The sequence below is a fragment of the Reyranella massiliensis 521 genome (assembly GCF_000312425.1).
In the GTDB taxonomy this organism is placed as follows: domain Bacteria; phylum Pseudomonadota; class Alphaproteobacteria; order Reyranellales; family Reyranellaceae; genus Reyranella; species Reyranella massiliensis.
In genome coordinates this window covers 3,315,044-3,337,026 of record NZ_HE997181.1, presented here as the reverse complement: position 1 = coordinate 3,337,026, position 21,983 = coordinate 3,315,044, and the positions used below count along the sequence as shown (strand labels likewise).

General features: G+C 67.0%; 20 protein-coding genes and 1 other RNA gene. 20 read left to right on the top strand and 1 reads right to left on the bottom strand.

Going from position 1 to position 21,983, the window contains the following annotated elements; genetic code table 11:
* The first annotated feature begins 3 nt into the window (after positions 1-3).
* The 4 genes from BN60_RS16265 (at position 4) to rnpB (ending at position 2,536) form a co-directional block, all read left to right on the top strand.
* Complete coding sequence (locus BN60_RS16265) at positions 4-735, top strand: sulfite exporter TauE/SafE family protein (protein WP_020697159.1); 732 nt, start codon at positions 4-6, stop codon at positions 733-735.
* Between the two features lie 8 nt (positions 736-743).
* Positions 744-1,445 carry a molecular chaperone DjiA gene (locus BN60_RS16260; RefSeq protein ID WP_043284009.1) on the top strand — a complete coding sequence of 234 codons (702 nt, stop codon included), beginning with the start codon at positions 744-746 and terminating at the stop codon, positions 1,443-1,445.
* Positions 1,399-2,136: an N-acetylmuramoyl-L-alanine amidase gene (locus tag BN60_RS16255; RefSeq protein ID WP_020697157.1), complete on the top strand. Its 738-nt coding sequence runs from the start codon at positions 1,399-1,401 to the stop codon at positions 2,134-2,136. Before BN60_RS16260 ends, BN60_RS16255 begins: the two co-directional genes overlap by 47 nt.
* A gap of 12 nt (positions 2,137-2,148) precedes the next feature.
* Positions 2,149-2,536, top strand: an RNA gene (gene rnpB / locus BN60_RS29345) — RNase P RNA component class A.
* Positions 2,537-2,650: 114 nt separating this feature from the next.
* Here rnpB and BN60_RS16250 read toward each other — a convergent pair.
* Entirely contained in the window at positions 2,651-3,328 is a 678-nt protein-coding gene (locus BN60_RS16250; protein WP_425357812.1) for a trimeric intracellular cation channel family protein, read from the bottom strand.
* Between the two features lie 436 nt (positions 3,329-3,764).
* On the opposite strand from BN60_RS16250, the gene BN60_RS16245 reads away from it, so the two are divergent.
* From BN60_RS16245 to ftsZ, 16 genes are all read left to right on the top strand, one after another.
* Entirely contained in the window at positions 3,765-4,244 is a 480-nt protein-coding gene (locus tag BN60_RS16245; RefSeq protein ID WP_020697155.1) for a division/cell wall cluster transcriptional repressor MraZ, read from the top strand.
* The gene (rsmH, locus tag BN60_RS16240) at positions 4,241-5,218 is read left to right on the top strand and encodes a 16S rRNA (cytosine(1402)-N(4))-methyltransferase RsmH (protein WP_020697154.1); all 978 of its coding nucleotides are present in this window, start codon (positions 4,241-4,243) and stop codon (positions 5,216-5,218) included. Before BN60_RS16245 ends, rsmH begins: the two co-directional genes overlap by 4 nt.
* A complete protein-coding gene (ftsL, locus tag BN60_RS16235) occupies positions 5,215-5,766 on the top strand; it encodes a cell division protein FtsL (RefSeq protein ID WP_020697153.1) in 552 nt (183 codons plus the stop codon). The genes rsmH and ftsL overlap by 4 nt, the downstream gene beginning before the upstream one ends.
* Positions 5,763-7,646, top strand: a complete 1,884-nt coding sequence (locus BN60_RS16230) for a peptidoglycan D,D-transpeptidase FtsI family protein (protein WP_020697152.1) — start codon at positions 5,763-5,765, stop codon at positions 7,644-7,646. The genes ftsL and BN60_RS16230 overlap by 4 nt, the downstream gene beginning before the upstream one ends.
* A 4-nt stretch (positions 7,647-7,650) precedes the next feature.
* A complete protein-coding gene (locus tag BN60_RS16225) occupies positions 7,651-9,120 on the top strand; it encodes a UDP-N-acetylmuramoyl-L-alanyl-D-glutamate--2,6-diaminopimelate ligase (RefSeq protein WP_020697151.1) in 1,470 nt (489 codons plus the stop codon).
* On the top strand, positions 9,117-10,523 hold the full coding sequence (locus BN60_RS16220; RefSeq protein WP_020697150.1) for a UDP-N-acetylmuramoyl-tripeptide--D-alanyl-D-alanine ligase: 1,407 nt from the start codon (positions 9,117-9,119) through the stop codon (positions 10,521-10,523). Before BN60_RS16225 ends, BN60_RS16220 begins: the two co-directional genes overlap by 4 nt.
* A gap of 3 nt (positions 10,524-10,526) precedes the next feature.
* The gene (gene mraY / locus BN60_RS16215) at positions 10,527-11,618 is read left to right on the top strand and encodes a phospho-N-acetylmuramoyl-pentapeptide-transferase (RefSeq protein WP_020697149.1); all 1,092 of its coding nucleotides are present in this window, start codon (positions 10,527-10,529) and stop codon (positions 11,616-11,618) included.
* A gap of 4 nt (positions 11,619-11,622) precedes the next feature.
* The gene (gene murD / locus BN60_RS16210; protein ID WP_020697148.1) at positions 11,623-13,011 is read left to right on the top strand and encodes a UDP-N-acetylmuramoyl-L-alanine--D-glutamate ligase; all 1,389 of its coding nucleotides are present in this window, start codon (positions 11,623-11,625) and stop codon (positions 13,009-13,011) included.
* Entirely contained in the window at positions 13,008-14,135 is a 1,128-nt protein-coding gene (locus BN60_RS16205; protein ID WP_020697147.1) for an FtsW/RodA/SpoVE family cell cycle protein, read from the top strand. Before murD ends, BN60_RS16205 begins: the two co-directional genes overlap by 4 nt.
* Positions 14,135-15,256 (top strand): undecaprenyldiphospho-muramoylpentapeptide beta-N-acetylglucosaminyltransferase, encoded by a 1,122-nt coding sequence (gene murG / locus BN60_RS16200; RefSeq protein ID WP_020697146.1) that lies wholly within the window; start codon positions 14,135-14,137, stop codon positions 15,254-15,256. The genes BN60_RS16205 and murG overlap by 1 nt, the downstream gene beginning before the upstream one ends.
* Positions 15,253-16,716, top strand: a complete 1,464-nt coding sequence (gene murC, locus BN60_RS16195) for a UDP-N-acetylmuramate--L-alanine ligase (RefSeq protein ID WP_020697145.1) — start codon at positions 15,253-15,255, stop codon at positions 16,714-16,716. Before murG ends, murC begins: the two co-directional genes overlap by 4 nt.
* Positions 16,716-17,630, top strand: a complete 915-nt coding sequence (gene murB / locus BN60_RS16190) for a UDP-N-acetylmuramate dehydrogenase (RefSeq protein WP_086002731.1) — start codon at positions 16,716-16,718, stop codon at positions 17,628-17,630. Before murC ends, murB begins: the two co-directional genes overlap by 1 nt.
* A complete protein-coding gene (locus BN60_RS16185; RefSeq protein ID WP_020697143.1) occupies positions 17,627-18,559 on the top strand; it encodes a D-alanine--D-alanine ligase in 933 nt (310 codons plus the stop codon). Before murB ends, BN60_RS16185 begins: the two co-directional genes overlap by 4 nt.
* Positions 18,556-19,434 (top strand): cell division protein FtsQ/DivIB, encoded by an 879-nt coding sequence (locus tag BN60_RS29005; protein WP_020697142.1) that lies wholly within the window; start codon positions 18,556-18,558, stop codon positions 19,432-19,434. Before BN60_RS16185 ends, BN60_RS29005 begins: the two co-directional genes overlap by 4 nt.
* 45 nt (positions 19,435-19,479) lie before the next feature.
* A complete protein-coding gene (ftsA, locus tag BN60_RS16175) occupies positions 19,480-20,715 on the top strand; it encodes a cell division protein FtsA (protein WP_020697141.1) in 1,236 nt (411 codons plus the stop codon).
* A 149-nt stretch (positions 20,716-20,864) separates the two neighbouring features.
* Positions 20,865-21,983 (top strand): cell division protein FtsZ (ftsZ, locus tag BN60_RS16170; RefSeq protein ID WP_020697140.1); only part of this gene is annotated, 1,119 nt, incomplete at its 3' end.

Below are 21,983 nucleotides of genomic sequence, written 5' to 3'. Positions count from 1 at the left end.
CCTATGCCTGACCTGTTGAGCATTCCCTTCCTGATTTCGGCCGTTGTTGCCTGCATTGCAGGCATGGTGCGCGGCTTCGCGGGCTTCGGCGCCGCCATGCTGATGACGCCGGTGTTTTCGGCGCTCTACGGACCCGCCGTCGGCATCGCGCTCTGCCTGCTCCTGGAAATCGCCGTGGCGCTGCCGCTGCTGCCCCGGGTCGTGCGCCTCGTCGACTGGCGCCGCATCGGCATGCTGCTGGTGGCGGCGGCAATCGGCGTACCGTTCGGTAACCTCACGCTGACATGGGCCGATCCCGAACCGATGCGCTGGGCGATTTCCGCCATCGTTCTCGGTGCCGTCATAATGCTGGCGAGCGGCTGGCGCTTTTCCGGTCGGCCGGGGACGGCGACTACTCTCACGGCGGGTGCGACCAGCGGCTTCTTGAATGGTCTCTCGGGCATGGCCGGTCCGCCGATCGCATTCTATTATCTGGCAGGTGAGGATCCGGCGGCGCGCGTGCGGGCCAACCTCACGACCTATTTCGTTTTCGTCGACTTGTTTGCCATCGCGGCGTTCGCGTCACGTGATCTGATCGGGTGGAGCGTTGGCGCCCACGGGCTGCTCCTGGCGCCGGCGGTCATAGCAGGTGGCCTGCTCGGCGAGCGCCTGTTTCCGTTGGCCAGCGAGCGCTTCTACAGGCGGCTGGCGCTGCTGCTTTTGGTCTGCGTCGCTGTGGGTTCCTTGCTGCTATAGGACTCGACATGAGGATCTGGGACAAAATCGTGGAAGGCATGAACAGCCTCGGCATTGCCGAGCTGCTGGGCCTGTCTTCGCCGCCAGCCGACGATGGCGGGCATCCCGGCCTGCGCGAGATCGGCTTCACGATCGGCGTCATTGCGCTCGGCGCCAAGATGGCGCGGGTCGATGGCGAAGTGTCGGAGGCCGAGATCGACGCATTCCGCGCCTTCTTTCAGGTGCCGCCCGGCGAGGAAGCCAACGTCCAGCGTTTCTTCGATCTGGCCAAACGCGACGCCGGCGGCTTCGAGACCTATGCGCGGCAGGTGGCGGCGCTCTTTCCCGACGCGCCTGAGATTCTCGAGAACGTGATCGAAGGTCTCTTCAGCATCGCGCAGGCCGATGGCCAGATCGATGCGGCGGAAGCCGACTATCTTGCCAAGGTGGCGCGCCTCTTCGGTCTGGAAAGCTCGCGCTTCGAGCGCGCCAAGGCCGCCGCACTCGGTGTCGTCGAATGCGAGCCGTGCGTTGTGCTCGGTATCGATCCGCTGGCGACCGACGAACAGATCCGCGAAGCGTGGCTGCGTCAGGTTCGCGCCAATCATCCCGATCGGCTGATGGCGCAGGGTTTGCCCGAGGAGGCCATCGCCGTGGCCAACCGCAAGCTGGCGCTGATCAACGATGCCTACGATCGCCTGCGCCGCCAGCGCGGACTGGTTGCTGCCTGACGTGAAGCTCGTCGAGCAGCCATCGCCCAATCACGCGCCGCGGCCCGAGGGGGCGATCGTCGATATCCTGGTGCTGCATTACACGGAGCTGCCGCTGCAGGAGTCGCTCGACATCCTGTGCGACAGCACGCGAGAGCATTGCGTGAGTTCGCACTACGTCCTTGCCGAAGATGGCACGGTCTATCGTCTCGTTGCCGAGGATCGTACCGCCTGGCATGCCGGCCGCTCGTGGTGGCGCGGCCGGGAGGCGTTGAATGCAACGTCGATCGGCATCGAGATCGTCAACTTGCATGGCGATCGACATGACTATCCGCCGGTTCAGATCGCGGCATTGATCGAACTTTGCCACGGCATTCTGGCGCGCCATCCTGCCATCGTGCCGCGCAATGTCGTCGGACACTCCGACATTGCTCCGCAGCGCAAGGTCGACCCGGGCCGCCGTTTCCCCTGGAAGGTCCTGGCCGATGCGGGTGTCGGCGTCTGGCCGCGGGCCGGAGCACGACCGCTGGACGGCGATTTCCAGAAAGCCTTGCAGCGTTTCGGCTATGCACCTCCGATCGCTGTTCCGCCGAAGGAAGTCGTTAAGGCCTTCCAGCGCCACTACCGGCCGGCGCGGGTGGACGGCATGGCCGATCCCGAGACACGGAGTCTTCTGGCCGGGCTGCTTGACCCGTTGGGAGGAGCAGCCTAGTCAGGCGCCGGGTCAGGCGACTGGATGGCTGCGCTCGAACGGGCAACCGATCGGGTGAGGAAAGTCCGGGCTCCACGGAGACACGGTGCCGGTTAACGACCGGCGGGGGCGACCCCAGGGAAAGTGCCACAGAGAACAGACCGCCGGGCCAGCTTGCTGGTCAGGTAAGGGTGAAACGGTGGGGTAAGAGCCCACCGCGCGACCGGCAACGGGAGCGGCACGGCAAACCCCACCGGGAGCAAGACCAAATAGGGGCGGCACGCCGGGCAACCGGCAGCGGTGTTTCCGCGTCGTCGCCCGGGTCGGTCGCGCGAGGTGCTCGGTAACGGGCATCCCAGAGGAATGGCCATCCATCGCCTTCGGGCGAGGACAGAACCCGGCTTACAGGCCGCCTGACCCTCTTTCATCGCGCCTGGAGCGGTTCCAACTAAATGGAACCGCATTGCACACAAGGCATCTCCACTTTCGGCGTCGAGCCTTCGACTGATTGCAGTCGAAGGCTCGACGCTCCAGGTCAGTGCCAGTCCTTGGTGTAGACGAACTTCGGCATGCTCCAATTGTAGCGCAGGGCAAGCAGCCGGAGGATCAAGCCGACGGCCATGGCCAGAACAGCAGAGGGCCCGTGCGGGAGGTTCAGATAAGGGCCGGCGACATAGACAAGGCCGGTAATGACGGAGACGGTCGCGTAGAGCTCCGATCGAAAGAGGAGTGGCACTTCCGTACACAGGATGTCGCGCAGAACGCCGCCCACGCACCCTGTAATCATCCCCGATGCGATCACGATGATCAGCGGCATCTTCATTTCGATGGCCACGCCGCAGCCTATGACGGTGAAGACGACGAGACCGATGGCATCGAGGAGGAGGAACATCCGCCGCAGCGAGTGCATGAAGCGGGCGATGGCGATGGTCGCGATCGCCGCGCCGCCGGTGACCAGCAGGTAGGTCGGGTTCTCTATCCAGGAAAGGGGATGGTGATCGAGGAGGACGTCGCGTGCCGATCCGCCGCCAAGAGCGGTAATGCAACCGAGCAGAAACACGCCGACCCAATCCATCTGCCGGCGGCCCGCCGCAAGCGCGGCTGTCATGGCTTCTGCGATGATCGCTATGAGATAGAGAATATGAATGAAGCTATCGGTTTCCGACCAACTGATCATCGCCCCATCCTGCCCCATCAAATCGGGCGCTGCCATCAGGTCGGTCCCCCAACTCTCGCTCTCGCGGCGCCAACAAGTCTGCTGTTGATGACGGCCGGTCGCCGCATGCCCGGCGTAATCCGCCGGAGAGGAGCAAGACGGAAGGACATGCGCACACGCGACGCGGCTTTCGTGTCAAGGCGCAGGCCGAGAGGACAGACGGACGAAATGCCAGCCTGGTGGCTGGCTTGATTGGGGGAGCGGGGCGCTTCCCACTTGTCAGGTGCCGCACCGCGAATCGCAATTACAACACCTTGCGTTCCCTTGCCGTGAGCGCACAATAGATATTGTGTCTAAGGCCTTCAGATTCCTTGTGGATTCCTGTGTTTGTGAATTGCGCCCCAGGCTTTCCCATGGTATCCCATTGTATCCCGTGTAACAGGAAACGCAGGGGCGTGGGGCACCTGCGGCGGGATGTAGGGGGAGAAGGGCCGTGGCATTCCGGTCCGAAATCCTGATCAAATTGGACAAGAAGGGCCGGGTCCTGTTGCCCGCGGCCTTTCGCGACGAGCTGCCTGCGGACGATCGCGGCGCCTTCGTGCTTTATCACTCCCCCAATGTTCCCGGTGTCGTGAACGGCAACTCGCGCATGGGCTTCGACGCCATGCTGGAGCGGCTGCGTGCCGAGGCGCTGGGGCCTAAAGGTTCGCTGAAGGTGGCGCTGGACGACGAGGCGTTCGATCCGGCGGGCTATCTCTCGGCCGGCGCCCGCACCATCGCCATGGAGCCGGACGGCCGCTTCTCCATGCCTGCCGAATTCGTCGAAGCGCTCGATGCTGCCGACGGCGTGATGCTGGTCGGCAAGGTCGAGAAGTTTCAGCTCTGGAATCCGGCGCGCTGGCAGGCCCGCCGCGCTGCCGAGCGCGAGAAGATGGCGGCCTTCGTGCGCAACCTGAGTGGAGGCGAGGCATGAGCGCCGTCCGCCCCAGCTCCGTCCGGCATGTTCCGGTGATGGCCCGCGAAGTCGTCGATGCGCTGCAGCCGCGCGACGGCGGCCGCTATCTCGACGGCACCTTTGGCGCCGGCGGCTACACCGCGGCCATGCTCGATCGCGCCGACTGCCAGGTGATCGCCATCGATCGCGATCCCGATGCGATCGCCGCGGGCCAGGCGCTGGCCCAGCGCTATGCGCCTCGGCTGCGCCTGATCGAGGGCCGCTTCGGCGACATGGCCGATCTCCTGTCGGCCGAAGGTGTCGAGGATGTCGACGGCGTGGCGCTCGATCTCGGCGTCTCTTCGATGCAGTTCGACCAGGCCGATCGCGGCTTCTCCTTCCGCGCCTCCGGCCCGCTCGACATGCGCATGGAGAAGAGCGGTGCGTCGGCGGCCGATCTGGTGAACGAAGGCGACGAGGCGGAGCTCGCCGACATCATCTGGCGCTACGGCGAGGAGCGGCGCAGCCGCCGCGTCGCACGCGCCATCGTCGAAGCGCGCCGCGCCAAGCGCATCGAGACCACCGGCGAACTGGCCGAGATCGTGCGCCGGGCCGTCGGCCCGCAGGGCAGGGACGAGAGCGATCCCGCCACGCGCACCTTCCAGGCGCTGCGCATTGCCGTGAACGACGAGCTGGGCGAGCTCGAGCGTGGCCTTGCGGCTGCCGAGCAGGTACTGGCGCCCGGCGGCCGGCTGGCGGTCGTGTCCTTCCATTCGCTGGAAGATCGTGCGGTGAAGGAATTCGTGCGTGCCCGCGCCGGCCGGACGCCGGGTCCGTCGCGCCATGCGCCGCCGCGCGCCGGCGAACAGGATGCCACGCTGCGCGATCTCACGCGCAAGCCGGTGGTGCCGTCGGACGCCGAGATTGCCGCCAATCCGCGCGCGCGCTCGGCACGCCTGCGCATCGCCGAGAAGCTCGCCGCTTCCGAGAGCTCCTCCGGAGGCCGCGCATGATCCACCGTGGACTCATGTTCTGGTCGGTCGCCGCCATCGCTACGGCGGTGGGTCTGTTCACGGTCAAGTACAAGGTGCAGGACCTCGAGGAGCAGATCGACCGCACCAACCAGAAGATCGTCGAGAGCCAGCAGGCCACGCATATCCTGCGGGTCGAATGGGCTCATCTCAACGAGGCCGAGCGCATCGAAATGCTCGCCTTGAAGCATCTCAAACTCGAGTCGGCATCGGTCAAGCAGATTGCCCGGCTCGATCAGCTCAAACCCGAATCTGTCCCCCCGCGGCGCGAAGCACCACTCCCTTCCCCCCCACGTACGGGCAACGACGTCCCCTCGTCGACTTTGCCCGGTGGTGCCCGCGTCGCAGCGGAGGCCGGCAGCCCCTCGCCGGCCTCCGCACCCCCTCCAGGGCGTTCATCCGGACCCACGACGCCCCCTCGACCGGCCCAGCTTCAAGAGCCGGCAACCTCGGGTCCGGTTGGCGACGGCCAGAACGCCGCAGCCTCAATCGATGAGATCCTCTCGCGAAACGAAGGGGGTCGCCGGTGAGACTGTGGCGCAGGTCTGCCTCGCCCGAACCGGCCGCCGCGCAGAGCGCGGCGGCCGGCGCGCGTTACGCGTCGCCGCAGGATCGCCTCAAGGGCGACCTGCAGGAGACCGCCCGCCAGCGACTGGTGATCGCCTCGGCGCTCTTCGCCGTGGCGTTCGCCGCCGTCGGCCTGCGCATGGGCTACGTGTCGCTGCTGCGCGACGGCGCCGAGCCGACGCAGCGCGTGGCGGCCCGCGGCGGTTCGATCCAGTCGGAACGCGCCGATATCGTCGACCGCAACGGCGCCGTGCTGGCGACGTCGGTGCCGGTGATGTCGGCCTTCGTCAATCCGCACCTGGTGATCGATCCCCCCGATGCCGCGCGCAAGATCGTGACGGCGCTTCCGGATCTCAAGTACGAGGATATTCGCGAGAAGCTCGAAGCCGACAAGACCTTCTTCTGGATCAAGCGCGGCCTGAGCCCGCGCGAGCATGATCGCGTCAATCGGCTGGGTATTCCCGGCCTCGACTTCCAGGCCGAGGAACGGCGCATCTATCCGCAGGGCACGGCGGCGGCGCACATCCTGGGATATGCCAGCGTCGACAATTCGGGCCTTGCCGGTGTCGAGCGCTACTTCGACCAGCAGCTCCAGAGCGGCGAGACGGTTCAGCTTTCGATCGACCTGCGCCTGCAGCGCATGGTCGAGCGTGAACTCGCCCGCGGAATCCATAAATTCTCGGCGATCGGCGGCACCGCGATCGTGATGGATGCGACCAACGGCGAGATCCTCGCCATGGCGTCGCTGCCGACTTTCAATCCCAACAGCACCAAGACGCTGACCAACGAGGCGCTGTTCAATCGCGCTACCCTGGGCGTCTACGAGCAGGGGTCGACCTTCAAGATCTTCAATACCGCGATGGCGCTCGACAGCGGCAAGGTGACGGTCGCCAGCGTCTTCGACGCCACCTCGCCGATCAGGATCGACCGCTTCACGATCAACGACGACCATGCGCAGCGCCGGCCGCTGAACGTGGCGGAAATCTTCAGGTACTCGTCCAACATCGGCTCGGCCAAGATGGCGGTCGAGGTCATGGGGCCGGAGGGCCAGCGCGCCTTCCTCGACAAGATCGGCTTCCTGAGACCGCTCAACACGCAGCTTCCCGAACTGGCCGCACCGCTCTGGCCGCGCCACTGGATGAGAATCAACACCATGACCATCGCGTTCGGTCACGGTATCTCGGTAACGCCGCTGCACCTCGTGACCGGCTCGGCAGCCATGGTGAATGGCGGCATTCTCTATCCGCCATCCCTGGTCAAACGCACCGAGGCGAGCGACAAGGGCCGCCGGGTCATCCAGACCAAGACCTCGGTGAGCATGCGCCAGCTCCTGCGCCTGAACGCGGTCGAAGGCACCGGCAGGAATGCCAACCTCCCGGGCTACGAGGTCGGCGGCAAGACAGGTACGGCCGAAAAGCCCGGCCGTGGCGGTTACCGTCAAAAAGCCCTGATCAGCTCGTTCGTAGGCATGTTTCCCATGAACGACCCCAAGTTCGTGATCCTCTACTCGCTCGACGAGCCCAAGGGCCTGCCCGAGACCGGCGGCTATGCAACGGCCGGCTGGGTCGCGGCGCCGTCGGTGAAGGTGATCGTGGAGAACATCGCGTCGCTCTATGGCATCCTGCCGGGCGATTTGAAGGAGGGTCTGCCGCCGATCGAGATCGCCTCGACTCCGGTGCCCGCGACCGTCGCGCCGCAGCCGCAACTCATGCCGGTCAGCGCTCGCCGGTCTCCAGGCGACCATCGCAAGGCTCTGCCGGTCCGCCCGGCCCCCGGGCAGACGGCGGCAGCGCCCGATCCGGGGGTCAGAGGGCCGGGAGCGCGCGGCGTTGCGTCTGAGTGAGCTCATGCGCCGAAGCGCCGAGGGCACCGCGTCGCCTTCGGCACTCCCGCGCGATCCCATCCTCTCCGGCCTGACACTGGACTCGCGCAGGGTCCGCCCCGGCTATCTGTTCGCAGCCCTTTCCGGCGCCAGCCAAGATGGCGCGGCCTTCGTGGCCGATGCGGTGAAGAACGGTGCGGTTGCGATCCTCGCCGCGCCCGACGCCGCACTGCCGCCGCTCGATCCCGGCATCGTCGTCCTGCGCGACGGCAATCCGCGCCGGCGCGTGGCGCTGATGGCGGCGGCCTTCGCCGGCCTTCAACCCGACATCATCGCCGCCGTAACCGGCACCAACGGCAAGTCCTCGACCGTCCATTTCGTGCGCCATCTCTGGTCGACGATGGGCTTCAGCGCCGCGAGCGTCGGCACGCTCGGCATCGTCTCGCCTGGCCTGGTGCGCGACGGCGGCCTGACGACACCCGATCCCGTGCAGCTCCACGAAGACATCGCCGCGCTGGCGCGCGAAGGCGTAACGCATCTGGCGATCGAGGCGTCGAGCCACGGTCTCGACCAGCACCGGCTCGACGGCCTCCGCGTCTCGGCCGCGGCCTTCACCAATCTGACGCACGAGCATCTCGACTACCACGCCTCGATGGACGACTACTTCGCCGCCAAGGCGCGGCTGTTCGAGGGGCTGCTCCCGGCCGATGGCACGGCGGTGGTCAATGCCGACAGCGATCGTGCCGACGCTCTGGCGACGCTGTGCCGGCGTCGCGGCATCCGCTTCTGGACCTATGGCCTCAAGGGGCGCGAATTCCGCCTGATCGCCGACGACCCGACGCCGACCGGACAGGCGCTTTCTGTCGAGGTGCTGGGCAAGCGCCACGCGATCGCATTGCCGCTGGTCGGCGGCTTCCAGGCTTCCAATGCACTGGCGGCGCTCGGCCTTGTGGTGGCGACGGGCGGCGATCCAGACCGTGCCGTTGCGGGCCTCGCCAGCCTGACCGGCGCGCCGGGCCGGCTGCAGCTCGTCGCGCAGCACCGCTCGGGTGCGGCGGTCTATGTCGACTACGCGCACAAGCCGGAAGCGCTGGAGACGGTGCTTCGCACCTTGCGTCCCTTTGCGCGCGGCAAGCTGGTCGTGGTCTTCGGTTGCGGCGGTGATCGCGATCGTGCCAAGCGGCCGGTGATGGGCGAGATCGCCACGCGCCTGGCCGATCTTGCGATCGTCACCGACGACAATCCCCGCAGCGAGGAGCCCGAGGCAATCCGCGCCGAGATTCTCCGCGGCATCACGGCCGATCGGAAGAACTGGATCGAGGCCAAGGACGGTCGGCACGCCGCCATCGAGGCCGGCATGGCCGCGCTCGCGGGGCCCGACGATCTGCTGCTGATCGCCGGCAAGGGCCACGAGACCGGCCAGACCATCAAGGGTGTCACGCATCACTTCGACGATGCCGAAGTTGCGCGCGAGCTGGCGGGAGCCGCCGCATGACCGCACTGTGGACTTCCGACGAGGTGAAGGCGGCCCTGTCTCCGATCTCGGTGACCGCGCCCTTTGAGGCCGAGGGCGTCACCTTCGACAGCCGTGCCGTCGGCAAGGGCGACATCTTCTTTGCACTGAGCGGCGAGACGACAGACGGCCATGGCTACGTTGCCGATGCGTTGGCGCGCGGCGCCGCGGCTGCCGTCGTGTCGCGCGACGTCGAAGGCGCACAGGGCGTGTTGATCCGCGTTCCCGATACGATGAAGGCACTGGTCGATCTTGGTCATGCCGCGCGCGCGCGCAGCAAGGCGCGCATTGCGAGCGTTACCGGATCGGTCGGCAAGACCAGTACCAAGGACGCCCTGCGCGCCATGCTGTCGGCACAGGCGCCGACCTCGGCCAGCATCGCGAGCTACAACAACCATGTCGGCGTGCCGATCAGCCTGGCGCGCCTGCCGCGCGAGGCGCGTTACGGTGTCTTCGAGATCGGCATGAACCATCCCGGCGAGATCGAGCCGCTGGCCCGTCAGGTCCGTTCGCATGTCGGCATCGTGACCAATGTGGGGCCGGTCCATATCGGTCACATGGGCAGCGAGGAGGCGATCGCCGACGAAAAGGGGTGTCTGTTTGCCGGCATGGCCGAAGGTGCAGTGGCCGTGCTCAATCGCGACAATCGCCACTTCATGCGGCTGGCGGAGAAAGCTCGTCGTTTCGGTGTTTCCCGCGTCGTGACCTTTGGCCGTGACGGGGCCGCCGACGCTCGGCTTGTCTCGTCCGACCTGCAGGATTCGGGGAGCGACCTTGTCGCCTTGATCCATGGCCGGCGGATCGAGTATCGGCTGGGTGCGGCGGGCGAGCACTGGGCGCTGAACAGCGTGGCGGCGCTCGCCGTCGTCGAGGCATTGGGTGCAGATGTCGTGAAGGCTGCCGGTGTCCTGACCGAGGTGAAGGCCTCGCCAGGCCGTGGCGCACGCCGTGTGCTGAAGTTCGGAGCGGGCACGATCGAGCTGCTCGACGAGAGCTACAACGGCAATCCGGTGTCGATGCGCGCCATGCTGGCGGTGCTGTCGCGGACGGAACCGAAGGCGGGCGGTCGTCGCATGCTGGCGCTGGGCGACATGCGCGAGCTGGGTGACGGTGCGGACGCGCTGCACGCCGATCTCGCCGATGCGGTGGCGGCCAGCGGGGCGGCGCAGGTGTTCTTGTGCGGACCTCACATGCAGGCGCTGTGGTCGAAGTTGGCTCCGGCGCAGCGCGGTGTGCACCGGCCGGATTCGGCGGCTCTCGCCGGTGAGTTTGCGGCGGCGCTGCGGCCAGGCGACGTCGTGGCGGTCAAAGGATCCTTGGGATCGAAAATGAAAATCGTCGTGGATGCCGTTGTGGCGGCAAGCGGCGGCGAGGCGGGACGCTAAAGAATGTTTTACAATTTCCTCTATCCGCTGGCGGACGTATTCAGCCCCCTCAATCTCTTCAAGTATCTGACCTTTCGGTCGATCGCTGCCTTCCTGACGGCGCTGGTGCTGAGCTTCCTGATCGGTGGCCCGCTGATTCGCTGGCTGCGCAGCAAGCAGAAACAGGGGCAGCCGATCCGCAACGACGGTCCGGCCAGCCACCTCGTGACCAAGAAGGGGACGCCGACCATGGGTGGGCTCCTGATCCTGATCACGCTCTCGGCCGCGACTCTGATGTGGGCGGACCTGACCAACCACTATGTCTGGATCGTGCTCGGCGTCACGCTCGCCTTCGGTGCCGTCGGCTTCTGGGACGACTTCCTCAAGGTCACCAAGCGCAATCCCAAGGGCGTGCCGGGCAAGCTCAAGCTTGCATTCTCGATTGTCGCTTCGGGTATCGGCGTCTATCTGGTGGCGCAGGCGTCGCCGGCGCCGCTGCGTTACATGCTCGCGGTACCGTTCCTGAAGGACCTGTTGATCCCATTGGGTGTCGTTGGCTTCGTAGCCTTCGGCGTCCTGGTGATCACCGGCGCCTCCAATGCCGTCAACCTGACCGACGGTCTCGACGGATTGGCGATCGGTCCGGTCATCATGGCCTCGGCGGTGTTCGGCCTGATTGCCTACGTCGTCGGCAACACGATCCTCACGAACTACCTCTACCTGCATCACGTCCCGCGCTCCGGCGAGCTTGCCGTCCTGCTGGCGGCGCTGGTCGGCGCAGGGCTCGGCTTCCTGTGGTTCAACGCGCCACCGGCCATGGTCTTCATGGGCGATACGGGCTCGCTCGCCATCGGCGGTGCGCTGGGCGCGGTGGCGGTCGTCACCAAGCATGAGATCGTGCTCGCCATCGTCGGTGGCCTGTTCGTCTTGGAGACGGTTTCGGTGATCGTGCAGGTTCTGTCCTACAAGTGGACCGGCCGCCGCGTCTTCCGCATGGCGCCACTGCACCATCATTTCGAGCAAAAGGGATGGGCCGAGCCCACCATTGTCTTTCGCTTCTGGATCATCGCCGCCATTCTGGCGATGGCCGGCCTCGCCACCCTCAAGCTGAGGTGAGCGGATGATCGATCTCGCCATCCTCAAGGGTTCGTCGTTCGTCGTGCTGGGGCTCGCGCGCTCCGGCCTGGCGACCGTTCGTGCCCTGACGGCGGCCGGGATCGACTGCACCGCCTGGGATGACAACGCGTCGTCGCGCGACGAGGCGGCGAGGGCGGGCGCCCGTATCGCCGAACCGTCGACCGTCGACTGGTCGCACGTCACCGCGCTGGTGATGAGCCCCGGCATTCCCAACCGCCTGCCCCAGCCGCATCCGGCGGCCGTGGCCGCGCGCGCCGCAGGCAAACCCATCATCTGCGACGTGGAGCTGCTGGCGCGGGCCCAGCCGGAAGCGCAGTTCGTGGCGATCACCGGCACCAACGGCAAGTCGACGACGACGTCGCTGATCGGTCACATTCTTCAGGACGCCGGCCTGCGCTGCGAAGTCGGCGGCAATATCGGTCGCGGCGCTCTCGATCTCGCGCCGCTGGGCGAAGGCGGCATCTACGTTCTCGAACTGTCGTCCTACCAGCTCGAATTGCTGCAGACCTTTCGCGCCAATGTCGCGATCTGGCTGAACATCACGCCGGACCATATTGATCGTCACGGCGATCTCGCAGGCTATGTCGCCGCCAAGAAGAACATCTTTGCGCGCCAGCGTATCGGCGACTGCGCCGTGATCGGCACCGACGACGAGCCGTCACGTGCGGTCGAGCGCGAGATGGCGGCGCGCCCCGGGATCGCCTGCGTGCCGGTGGCGCTCGACCGGCCGGTTGCCGGCGGCGTGTCCTACCGCGCCGGCATGCTGATCGATGCCGACGGCTATACCGTCGACTTCTCCGACGTGCCGACCCTGCCGGGCGACCACAATGCCCAGAATGCAGCCTGTGCTTGGGCGACCTGCCGGTGGCTCGACGTGCCGCGCGAGTGGATCGTGAACGGCCTCAAGAGCTACGGAGGCCTGCCGCATCGTCAGGAGCGCGTCGCAGCCGTCGGCCACGTCGTCTATGTCAACGACAGCAAGGCGACCAACGCCGACGCGACGGCTCGGGCGCTGTCATCCTATCGCGACATCTACTGGATCCTGGGAGGCCAGGCGAAAGAGGGCGGCGTCGAGCCGCTCGCACCGTGGTTCGACCGCATCCGCCACGCCTTTCTGATCGGTGAGGCGACTGAGCTTTTCGCCGGCCAGCTCGATGGTAAGGTTCCCTACACCCGTTGCGGCGATCTCCAGTCGGCGCTCGATGCGGCCCATGCGCTAGCGCAACGCGAGGCCACGGCACCTGCCGTGGTGCTGCTGTCGCCGGCCTGCGCCTCGTGGGACCAGTGGAAGAGTTACGAGCATCGCGGCGATGCTTTCCGCGCCATGGCGCGGGCGCTGCCCGGGGCCGAGAGTTTGGGGAGGGCGGCTTGATCCAGGTTCCGCGCGACGACCGCAGTGTGATCGGGCAGTGGTGGTGGACGGTCGATCGCTGGTCGCTGGGGGCTATCCTGGCGATCATGGCATTCGGCGTGCTGTTGACGCTCGCGGCCTCGCCGCCGGCTGCCGAACGGATCGGCGCCGACTCCTTCGTCTTCGCCAGACGCCAGTTCCTCTTCCTGCCGTTGGCGCTCCTGCTGATGCTTGCAATCTCGCTCGCCTCGCCACGGCATGTACGCCGGCTGGCGCTGTTGGTGTTCTGCGGCAGCGTCGTGCTGTTGGCGGCGACCTTCGTCATCGGCATCGAGATCAAGGGCGCGCGGCGCTGGATCTCCGTGCCGGGCCTGTCGAGCCTGCAGCCGTCGGAGTTCGTGAAGCCGAGCCTTGCGGTAATCTCCGCCTGGCTGCTGGCGCAGAGCCGGACCGAGCGGCGCGCACCGGGCTATCTTCTGTCCACGCTGCTGGTCGGCGGCGTGCTGGCGCTGCTGGTGCTGCAGCCCGATCTCGGCATGAGCGTCGTCGTGGCCGCCGTGTGGGCCGTGCAGCTCTTCGTCGTCGGTCTGCCGATGTGGGTCGCAGGCTTCGGCGCAGTTGCGGGCGTCGGCGGTCTGGTCGGCGCCTACTTCATGTTCAGCCACGTCCGCAGCCGCTTCGATCGCTTCCTCGATCCGTCGTCGGGTGACAACTATCAGGTCAACACGTCGCTGGAAGCCTTCATGAACGGCTCGCTGTTCGGTCGCGGGCCGGGCGAGGGTACGGTGAAGGCGCAGCTTCCCGACGCCCATACGGACTTCGTGATGGCCGTGGCGGGAGAAGAGTTTGGTCTCGTCGTCTGCCTGCTGATCCTCTGCCTGTTCGGCTTCGTCACCCTGCGCTCAATGTCGCGCGCCTCGAAGGAGACGAGCCTGTTCATCACCTTGGCCGCCACCGGCCTTGCGGTGCAGTTCGGCCTGCAGGCGGCCATCAACATGGCTTCGACCATCCAGCTCATTCCCGCCAAGGGCATGACCTTGCCGTTCATTTCCTACGGCGGTTCGTCCGCGCTGGCGATGGCGATCTGCGTCGGCATGATGCTGTCGCTGACGCGCGAACATGCCGGCCTGCGGGAGGCAGTTTGATGGCGGCAGTCGGCCCCGTTGTCCTCGCGACCGGCGGCACCGGCGGGCATGTGTTTCCCGCCGAGGCGCTGGCGGGCGAGCTCGAGGCCCGGGGCGTCCCGTTCGCCCTGGTGACGGATTCGCGTGGCCGGCAGTGGCAGGGCGCGCTGTCGCGCCGGCCGATCCACTACATTCGGTCGGCCAGCCCGACGGGTTCCCTGCAGAGCAAGGCGAAGGCGCTGCTGACGTTGGCGGTCGGCCTGTTCGATGCGTGGCGTGTGCTGGGCCGCATCGCACCGTCGGCCGTCGTCGGGTTCGGCGGCTATGCCTCCGTGCCGACCATGGTCGCCGCCCGTCTGCGCCGCCTGCCCGCGATGCTGCACGAGCAGAACGCCGTGCTGGGCAAGGCGAACCGCCTGGTCCAGGGCAGCGCCGGGCTGATCGCGACGTCGTTTGAGCGCACCCGCTTTGTCCCCGCCGACGATGCGCGGGCGCGGCTTGTCGGCAATCCGGTGCGCGAGCCGGTGCGGGCGTTGCGCGCCTCGCCTTACCGCTCCCCGAGCGACGGCCGCATCATCGACGTGCTGGTGTTCGGCGGTAGCCAGGGGGCCGCCTCGTTCAGCCAGGTCGTTCCTCAGGCGCTTCTCTCGCTGTCGCCGGCCCTGCGGCCGCGGCTCAGGGTCGTGCAGCAATGCCGCGCCGAGGATCTCGGCAGCGTCCGCAAGATCTACGCCAAGCACGGCGTCGTGGCCGAGCTGGCGCCGTTCTTCTCCGACCTGCCGCAACGCATCGCCGCGGCCCATCTCGTGATCGGCCGCTCCGGCGCTTCGACCGTGGCCGAACTGGCCACGATCGGCCGGCCGTCGATTCTGATCCCGTATCCTTACGCGGCCGACGATCACCAGACGGCCAATGCCCGCGCCTTCGAGGCGACGGGTGCCTGTATTGTCGTACCGCATGCGTCGTTCGATGCCGCAACGCTGGCCGAACATCTCACGATGCTGTTCGAGGCACCGGAGCGGCTTGCCGCGATGGCCGCCGCGGCGCATGGCGCCGGTCGCCCCGACGCCGCCGCACGGCTCGCCGACGTCGTGGCCGAGCTCACCGGCCTTTCTCTCCAGCCTTCAGGAGTTCCCGCATGAGGGCACTGCCGCTCGACCTCGGATTGATCCACTTCGTCGGCATCGGCGGCATCGGCATGTCCGGTATCGCCGAGGTCCTGCACAATCTCGGCTACAAGGTTCAGGGCAGCGACGTTGCCGAGGGCGCCAACACGCGGCGCCTCGGCGACCTCGGCATCAAGGTGTCCATTGGCCATCGCGCCGACAACATTTCCAACGCCCAGGTCGTGGTCGTTTCGAGCGCCGTCAAGAAGGACAATCCCGAAGTCCTGGCTGCCCGGGCGCGTCTTGTGCCCGTGGTGCGCCGCGCCGAAATGCTGGGCGAGCTGATGCGGCTCAAATGGTCGATCGCCGTTGGCGGCACGCACGGCAAGACGACCACGACCTCGTTGGTCGCCTCGATGCTCGACGCCGGTGGCCTCGACCCCACGGTCATCAACGGCGGCATCATCAACGCCTACGGCACCAACGCCCGTCTGGGCGAGGGCGACTGGATGGTCGTGGAATCGGACGAGTCCGACGGCTCGTTCCTCCGGCTGCCGGCGACCATTGCCGTCGTGACCAACGTCGATCCCGAGCATCTCGACCATTACGGCACCTTCGACGCGCTGCGCGACGCCTTCGTCCGCTTCGTCGAGAACATTCCCTTCTACGGCTTCGCCGTCCTCTGCTTCGACCATCCCGAGGTCCAGGCGCTGCTGCCGCGCGTCGCCGACCGCCGCATCATTACCTACGGCCTCGGCGCCAATGCCGACGTCCGCGCCATCAACCTCAAGCTCGACCGCAGCGGCGCCGACTTCGACGTGATGATCGAGCACCGCGCCACCAACGAGTCGCGCACCATAACCGGCCTGCGCCTGCCCATGTTCGGCCAGCACAATGTCCAGAATGCCCTGGCCGCGATCGCCGTAGCGCAGGAGATGGGTCTGCCCGACGAGACGATCCGCCGGGCGCTGGCGTCCTTCGCCGGCGTGAAGCGGCGCTTCACCAAGACCGGCGAGGCCCATGGCATCACGGTGATCGACGATTACGGCCACCATCCCGTCGAGATCGCCGCCGTGCTGCGCGCCGCGCGCCAGGCCTATGGCGGGTCGGGCCGCGTGATTGCCGTCATGCAGCCGCATCGCTATTCGCGGCTGGGCGCGCTGCGTCACGAGTTCGCGACCTGCTTCAGCGATGCCGATGCGGTGATTATCGCCGACGTCTATGCCGCGGGCGAGGCGCCGATCGAGGGCGTCAACCGCGACATGCTGGTCGGCCTGGTCCAGCGCGCCGGCCATCGCGATGTCACGCCGCTCGGCGGGCCGGGCGACCTGCCGGCGATGATCTGGCAGATGGCGCGCCCCGGTGACGTCGTGGTCTGTCTCGGTGCCGGCAACATCACGGCCTGGGCTCATGCGCTGCCCGGCCAGATTCAGCAGCTCGCCGCCGAAAAGGCCGGTCCGCGCGCCGTGGCGAATGATTCCGGATCGGTCGCATGATGGCGCTCGCGACGTCCACCCCCCACCTTATCGACCGGCTGCCTCAGCCGCGGGGGCGGCTGGTGGCCGACGCGCCGCTCGGACCGCAGACCTGGTTCCGCGCCGGCGGTCCGGCCGAGGTGCTGTTCCGACCGGCCGACGTCGAGGATCTCTCGACCTTTCTTGCGGCCTTGCCACAGGACGTGCCGGTCACGGTGCTGGGCGTCGGCTCCAACCTCCTGGTGCGCGACGGCGGCGTGAAAGGTGTCGTCATCCGCCTGATGCGCGGCTTCACCGGCATCGAGGTCGAAGGTCACGAGGTCATCGCGGGAGCGGGCGCGCCGGACCTCAACGTGGCGCTGACGGCGCGGGACCATGCGCTGGCCGGCCTGGAGTTTCTGAGCGGCATTCCGGGGACGATCGGCGGCGCGGTCGCCATGAATGCCGGGGCCTATCAGGGCGACCTCTCGCAGGTGCTGGTCTCGGCCGAAGCCGTCGATCGTGCCGGTCGCGTCCACAAGGTCACCGGCGCCGACTTGGGCTTTACCTATCGCCACAGCGAGGCGCCGGCGGATTGGATTTTCACCTCGGCCCGCCTGGCGGCGACGCCGGGCGACCAGCTCGCGATCGCCCGCCGCATCGCCGAGATCGATGCGGCCCGCACCGAGTCCCAGCCGCGCAGCCGTACTGGCGGCTCGACCTTCGTCAATCCGCCCGGCCACAAGGCCTGGGAGCTGATCGATCGCGCCGGCTGCCGTGGTCTGCGTATCGGCGAGGCGCAGGTTTCCGAGAAGCACTGCAACTTCCTGATCAACCTCGGCGCGGCGACGGCCACCGATATCGAGGCGCTGGGCGAGGAAGTTCGCCGTCGTGTGTTCGAGCAGAGCGGTGTTCGGCTTGAGTGGGAAATTCGTCGTATTGGAGTTCCGGCATGACGCGTCGCGTCGCGGTCCTGATGGGCGGGTGGTCGCCCGAGCGTGAGGTTTCGCTGGTGAGCGGCAAGGCCTGCGCCGAAGGCTTGCGTGAAGGTGGGCACGAGGTCATCGAGTACGACGTGAAACGCGACTTGCGCGCGCTGGTCGATTTCCTGCGCCCGGCCGCGGGCGGCGGACCCGATGTCGTGTTCAATGCACTGCACGGCCGCTATGGCGAAGACGGCTGCATTCAGGGTGTGCTGGAGATCATGCGCGTACCCTATACGCACTCCGGTGTCCTGGCCTCGGCCATTGCCATGGACAAGCCGATGGCACGTCACGTCTTCACCTCGCTCGGCCTGCGGGTGGCGGAAGGCAAGGTGATCGAACGGCGGTTGCTTGCATCTGGCGATCCCATGCCGCGCCCCTATGTGGTAAAACCTATCGACCAGGGTTCCAGCGTCGGTGTGCATATCGTGCGCGAAGGCGACAATCTCGCAGCTGTCGAAGCCGCCGAAGCGGCGTTTGGCGAGCGCGTGCTGATCGAGAAGTTCGTCCCCGGCCGCGAACTCACCGTCGCGGTGATGCACGACAAGGCCGTCGCCGTCACCGAACTGCGGCCGAAGACACGGTTCTACGACTACGAGGCCAAGTACACCGACGGCATTACCGAGCACCTGATCCCGGCGCCGATCCCCGCGGAAGTCTACGAGCTTGCCAGGCAATGGGCGCTCACGGCGTTCCAGGCCCTTGGCTGCGACGGCCTTGCCCGTGCCGACTTTCGCTGGAACGACGCCGAAGCCGGTACGTCCGGCCTGGTCATCCTCGAACTCAATACCCAGCCCGGCATGACGCCGCTGTCGCTGGCGCCGGAGCAGGCGAAGTGGGCCGGCATTTCCTGGCCGGAACTCATGACCTGGATGATCGATCACGCGAGGTCCCCGGTGTGACCACGGCCCCCAAGAAAGCCGTTCCCAAGGCCGGTACCGCCCGGCGCGACTACGACCGCCGCAAGAAGCGCGCGCCGATCCGCAAGTCCGGCCGGCCGTTCTGGCGCCAGCCGCTGCTGCTCGGCGTCATCGTCCTGCTGTTGGGCTGCGGCGGCGGTGGCGGTTGGTGGGCATGGCACGAGGGCTGGCTGGTCGAGGCCCAGAACCGGATCGATGCAGCGTCGCGCGCCGTCGTTGGCGCCATCACGCCGTTCAAGCTGGCCGATGTCACGGTCGAGGGCCGCGACTATGTCGAGCGCAGCGCCATCCTGGCCGCATTGAATGTGAGCCGCGGTGATTCGCTCCTCGGCATCGACCTGCAGGCCTCGCGCCGGCGGCTCGAAGCGATCGACTGGGTCGAATGGGCCACGGTCGAACGCCGCTTGCCCGACACGCTCTACGTCACGCTGAAGGAGCGTCGCGCCGTCGCGATCTGGCAGAACGGCAACGAGTATACGCTGATCGACAAGAACGGCCGCACCGTCCGGGCGAGCCGCATGCCGCCGGGCGCCGAAAGCCTGCTGCTGCTTGGTGGTCCGGGTGCGCCCGAGCATGTCGGCGATCTGCTGCTGCTGCTGACCTACGAGCCGGCCGTGTCCCGGCAGTTGCGCGCGGCCGTCTGGGTCGGCCAGCGCCGCTGGAATCTGGTTCTGAACAATGGCGTCGAGATCTGGCTGCCGGAGGAAGACGCTGTCGCGGCCCTGCAGCAGCTCGCCAAGCTCGACGGACAGCACAAGTTGCTGTCGCGCGAGTTCGGCGTCGTCGATCTCAGACTGCCGGACAAGCTTTATCTCAGAAAACGCAACACGGGCGAGCCTACGCCCGGGCCGGCGTGATATTGATGTGATACTGGACGTGTACGCGTAGAGACGGGGGACATCGTGGCGAAGACGAGAAACGGCGTCATTGCAGCGCTCGACATCGGAACCAACAAGGTCGTTTGCTTCGTGGCGCGCGTGGACGGGCAGGGGCTGCGGGTCGTCGGCATCGGGCATCAGCCGGCGCAGGGCATGCGCTGCGGCAACATCGTCGACATGGAAGCCGCCACGCGGGCGATCTCGTCAGCCGTATCGACCGCCGAGGAGATGTGTGGCGAGCACGTCCGGGACGTCATCGTAGGCGTCAGCGGCGGGTCGGCCGCCTCGCACAACCAGAGCCTCGAGGTCGCGATCGGCCATCACGAGATCGGCGAGCGCGACGTCCGGCGTGTCCAGCAGCACATCCAGTTGCCTGCGGAGACCGCCGACCGCGACATCATCCACTCCGCTGCCATCGGCTACTCGGTCGACGGCACGCCGGTGCGGGATGCGCGCGGCATGTTCGGCGAGCGGTTGGGGGTCGATGTCCATCTCGTGACCGCGGCGAGCGGCGCCATGCGAAACCTCCAGGTCTGCGTGCGCCGCGCCCATCTCGAGATCGCCGACCGGGTCGTGGCCGCCCATGCCGCCGGCCTCAGCTCGCTGGTCTCCGACGAGCGCGACCTCGGTGTCACGCTCATCGACATGGGTGCCGGCACCACCTCGATAGCCGTCTTCTATGAAGGCCACCTCGTGCACGTCGACTCGATCCCCGTCGGTGGCGAACATGTGACGCGGGACATCGCCCGTGGCCTCTCGACGCCGCTGGCGCATGCAGAAAGGATGAAGACCCAGATCGGCCGCGCCGTCGCCAAGCCCAACGACGAATACGACATCATCGACGTGCCGCTGATCGGCGAAGAAGATCGCACGCGTCCCAATCACATCCCCCGGTCGATTCTCGTCGGCATCATTCGACCGCGCGTCGAAGAGACGTTCGAGTTGGTGCGCAGCCGACTCGAGGCGAGCGGTGTGGATAAGTTGGCCGGCGGTCGTGCGGTTCTGGTCGGCGGTGGCTGCCAACTCGATGGCGTGCCGGAAGTTGCGGCCGCGATCCTGAACAAGAAAGTTCGTACAGGCGCGCCGCTCAGGCTAGCTGGACTCGCAGATTCGACAGGCGGGCCGGCATTTTCTGCGGCGGCGGGGCTTCTGTCGTTCGCCCTTCACAACCACGCTGTCACGCAAAGTCAGCCCGCCGCTTCGGAAGCGCCGGCAACGCGCATCGGTCGGATTGGCAGTTGGATACGGGAAAATTTTTAGGCAATATGTTGTATGGGGAATGGCAATCCCCAACAGGCTGTAGATAGAAAGAATAAAAAGCCGGTGGCGGTGAAGGGGCTCCACCCAAAAAGGGGTCTCACGCCGACGCTCCGAGCAGATAACCCCCTCGTTTGCGTGGAGAAAGCCGAATGACAATCAACCTCAGTCTCCCTCAGAAGGAGTCGGAGATTAAGCCACGTATCACCGTCATCGGTGTCGGTGGCGCGGGCGGAAACGCCGTCAACAACATGATCAGCGCCGCGCTGGAAGGCGTGGAATTCATCGTCGCCAATACCGACGCTCAGGCGCTTGGCCAGTCGCTCGCCGATCGGCGCGTGCAGCTCGGTATCACCATCACCCAGGGCCTGGGTGCGGGTGCGCGGCCCGAGGTCGGCCGCCAGGCCGCCGAGGAAGCGCTTCCCGAAATCCTCCAGCTTCTCGACGGTGCGAACATGGTGTTCGTTACCGCCGGCATGGGCGGCGGGACTGGCACCGGCGCGGCACCCGTCATCGCCGCTGCGGCGCGCGAGCAGGGCATCCTCACCATCGGCGTCGTGACCAAGCCCTTCCACTTCGAGGGCCGTCGGCGCATGCAGTCGGCCGAGCAGGGCATCACCGAGCTCGAGAAGGTCGTCGACACGCTGATCGTCATTCCGAACCAGAATCTGTTCAAGATCGCCAACGAGAAGACGACGTTCGCCGACGCCTTCAAGATGGCCGACGACGTGCTGCATATGGGCGTGCGCGGCGTCACCGATCTCATGGTCATGCCGGGCCTGATCAACCTCGACTTCGCCGACATCCGTACGGTGATGGGCGAGATGGGCAAGGCGATGATGGGCACCGGCGAAGCCGAAGGTCCGGATCGCAGCCGCGTTGCCGCCGAATCGGCAATCTCCAATCCGCTGCTGGAAGACCACTCGATGAAGGGCGCCAAGGGCGTTCTCATCAACATCACCGGCGGCCTCGACATGACGCTGCATGAAGTCGACGAAGCGGCCAACCGTATCCGCGAAGAAGTCGACGGCGACGCCAACATCATCTTCGGCTCGACCTTCGACGCCACGATGCAGGGGCGGATGCGCGTTTCGGTGGTCGCCACCGGCATCGCCGCACTGGCCTCGCAGCAGCCGGCCCCGAACTATCTGTCGCTCGACATGAACCGTCCGGCGCAGACCGGCCAGCCGGCGCTCAGCCGTCCGGCCGCACCGCCCGTCGGACGCATCGCCATGCCGACCGCAGCCATGGCGCCCGCGCCGGCAATGCCC

Bases quoted from the DNA above. Each gene is read 5' to 3' on its own strand.
- BN60_RS16220 (WP_020697150.1), top strand. From the start codon at position 9,117: ATGACCGCACTGTGGACTTCCGACGAGGTGAAGGCGGCCCTGTCTCCG.
- BN60_RS16255 (WP_020697157.1), top strand. From the start codon at position 1,399: ATGCCTACGATCGCCTGCGCCGCCAGCGCGGACTGGTTGCTGCCTGAC.
- BN60_RS16250 (WP_425357812.1), bottom strand. From the start codon at position 3,328: ATGGCAGCGCCCGATTTGATGGGGCAGGATGGGGCGATGATCAGTTGG.
- BN60_RS16265 (WP_020697159.1), top strand. From the start codon at position 4: ATGCCTGACCTGTTGAGCATTCCCTTCCTGATTTCGGCCGTTGTTGCC.
- murG (WP_020697146.1), top strand. From the start codon at position 14,135: ATGGCGGCAGTCGGCCCCGTTGTCCTCGCGACCGGCGGCACCGGCGGG.
- rsmH (WP_020697154.1), top strand. From the start codon at position 4,241: ATGAGCGCCGTCCGCCCCAGCTCCGTCCGGCATGTTCCGGTGATGGCC.
- BN60_RS16260 (WP_043284009.1), top strand. From the start codon at position 744: ATGAGGATCTGGGACAAAATCGTGGAAGGCATGAACAGCCTCGGCATT.
- murC (WP_020697145.1), top strand. From the start codon at position 15,253: ATGAGGGCACTGCCGCTCGACCTCGGATTGATCCACTTCGTCGGCATC.
- mraY (WP_020697149.1), top strand. From the start codon at position 10,527: ATGTTTTACAATTTCCTCTATCCGCTGGCGGACGTATTCAGCCCCCTC.
- murB (WP_086002731.1), top strand. From the start codon at position 16,716: ATGGCGCTCGCGACGTCCACCCCCCACCTTATCGACCGGCTGCCTCAG.
- BN60_RS16185 (WP_020697143.1), top strand. From the start codon at position 17,627: ATGACGCGTCGCGTCGCGGTCCTGATGGGCGGGTGGTCGCCCGAGCGT.
- BN60_RS16225 (WP_020697151.1), top strand. From the start codon at position 7,651: ATGCGCCGAAGCGCCGAGGGCACCGCGTCGCCTTCGGCACTCCCGCGC.
- murD (WP_020697148.1), top strand. From the start codon at position 11,623: ATGATCGATCTCGCCATCCTCAAGGGTTCGTCGTTCGTCGTGCTGGGG.
- ftsL (WP_020697153.1), top strand. From the start codon at position 5,215: ATGATCCACCGTGGACTCATGTTCTGGTCGGTCGCCGCCATCGCTACG.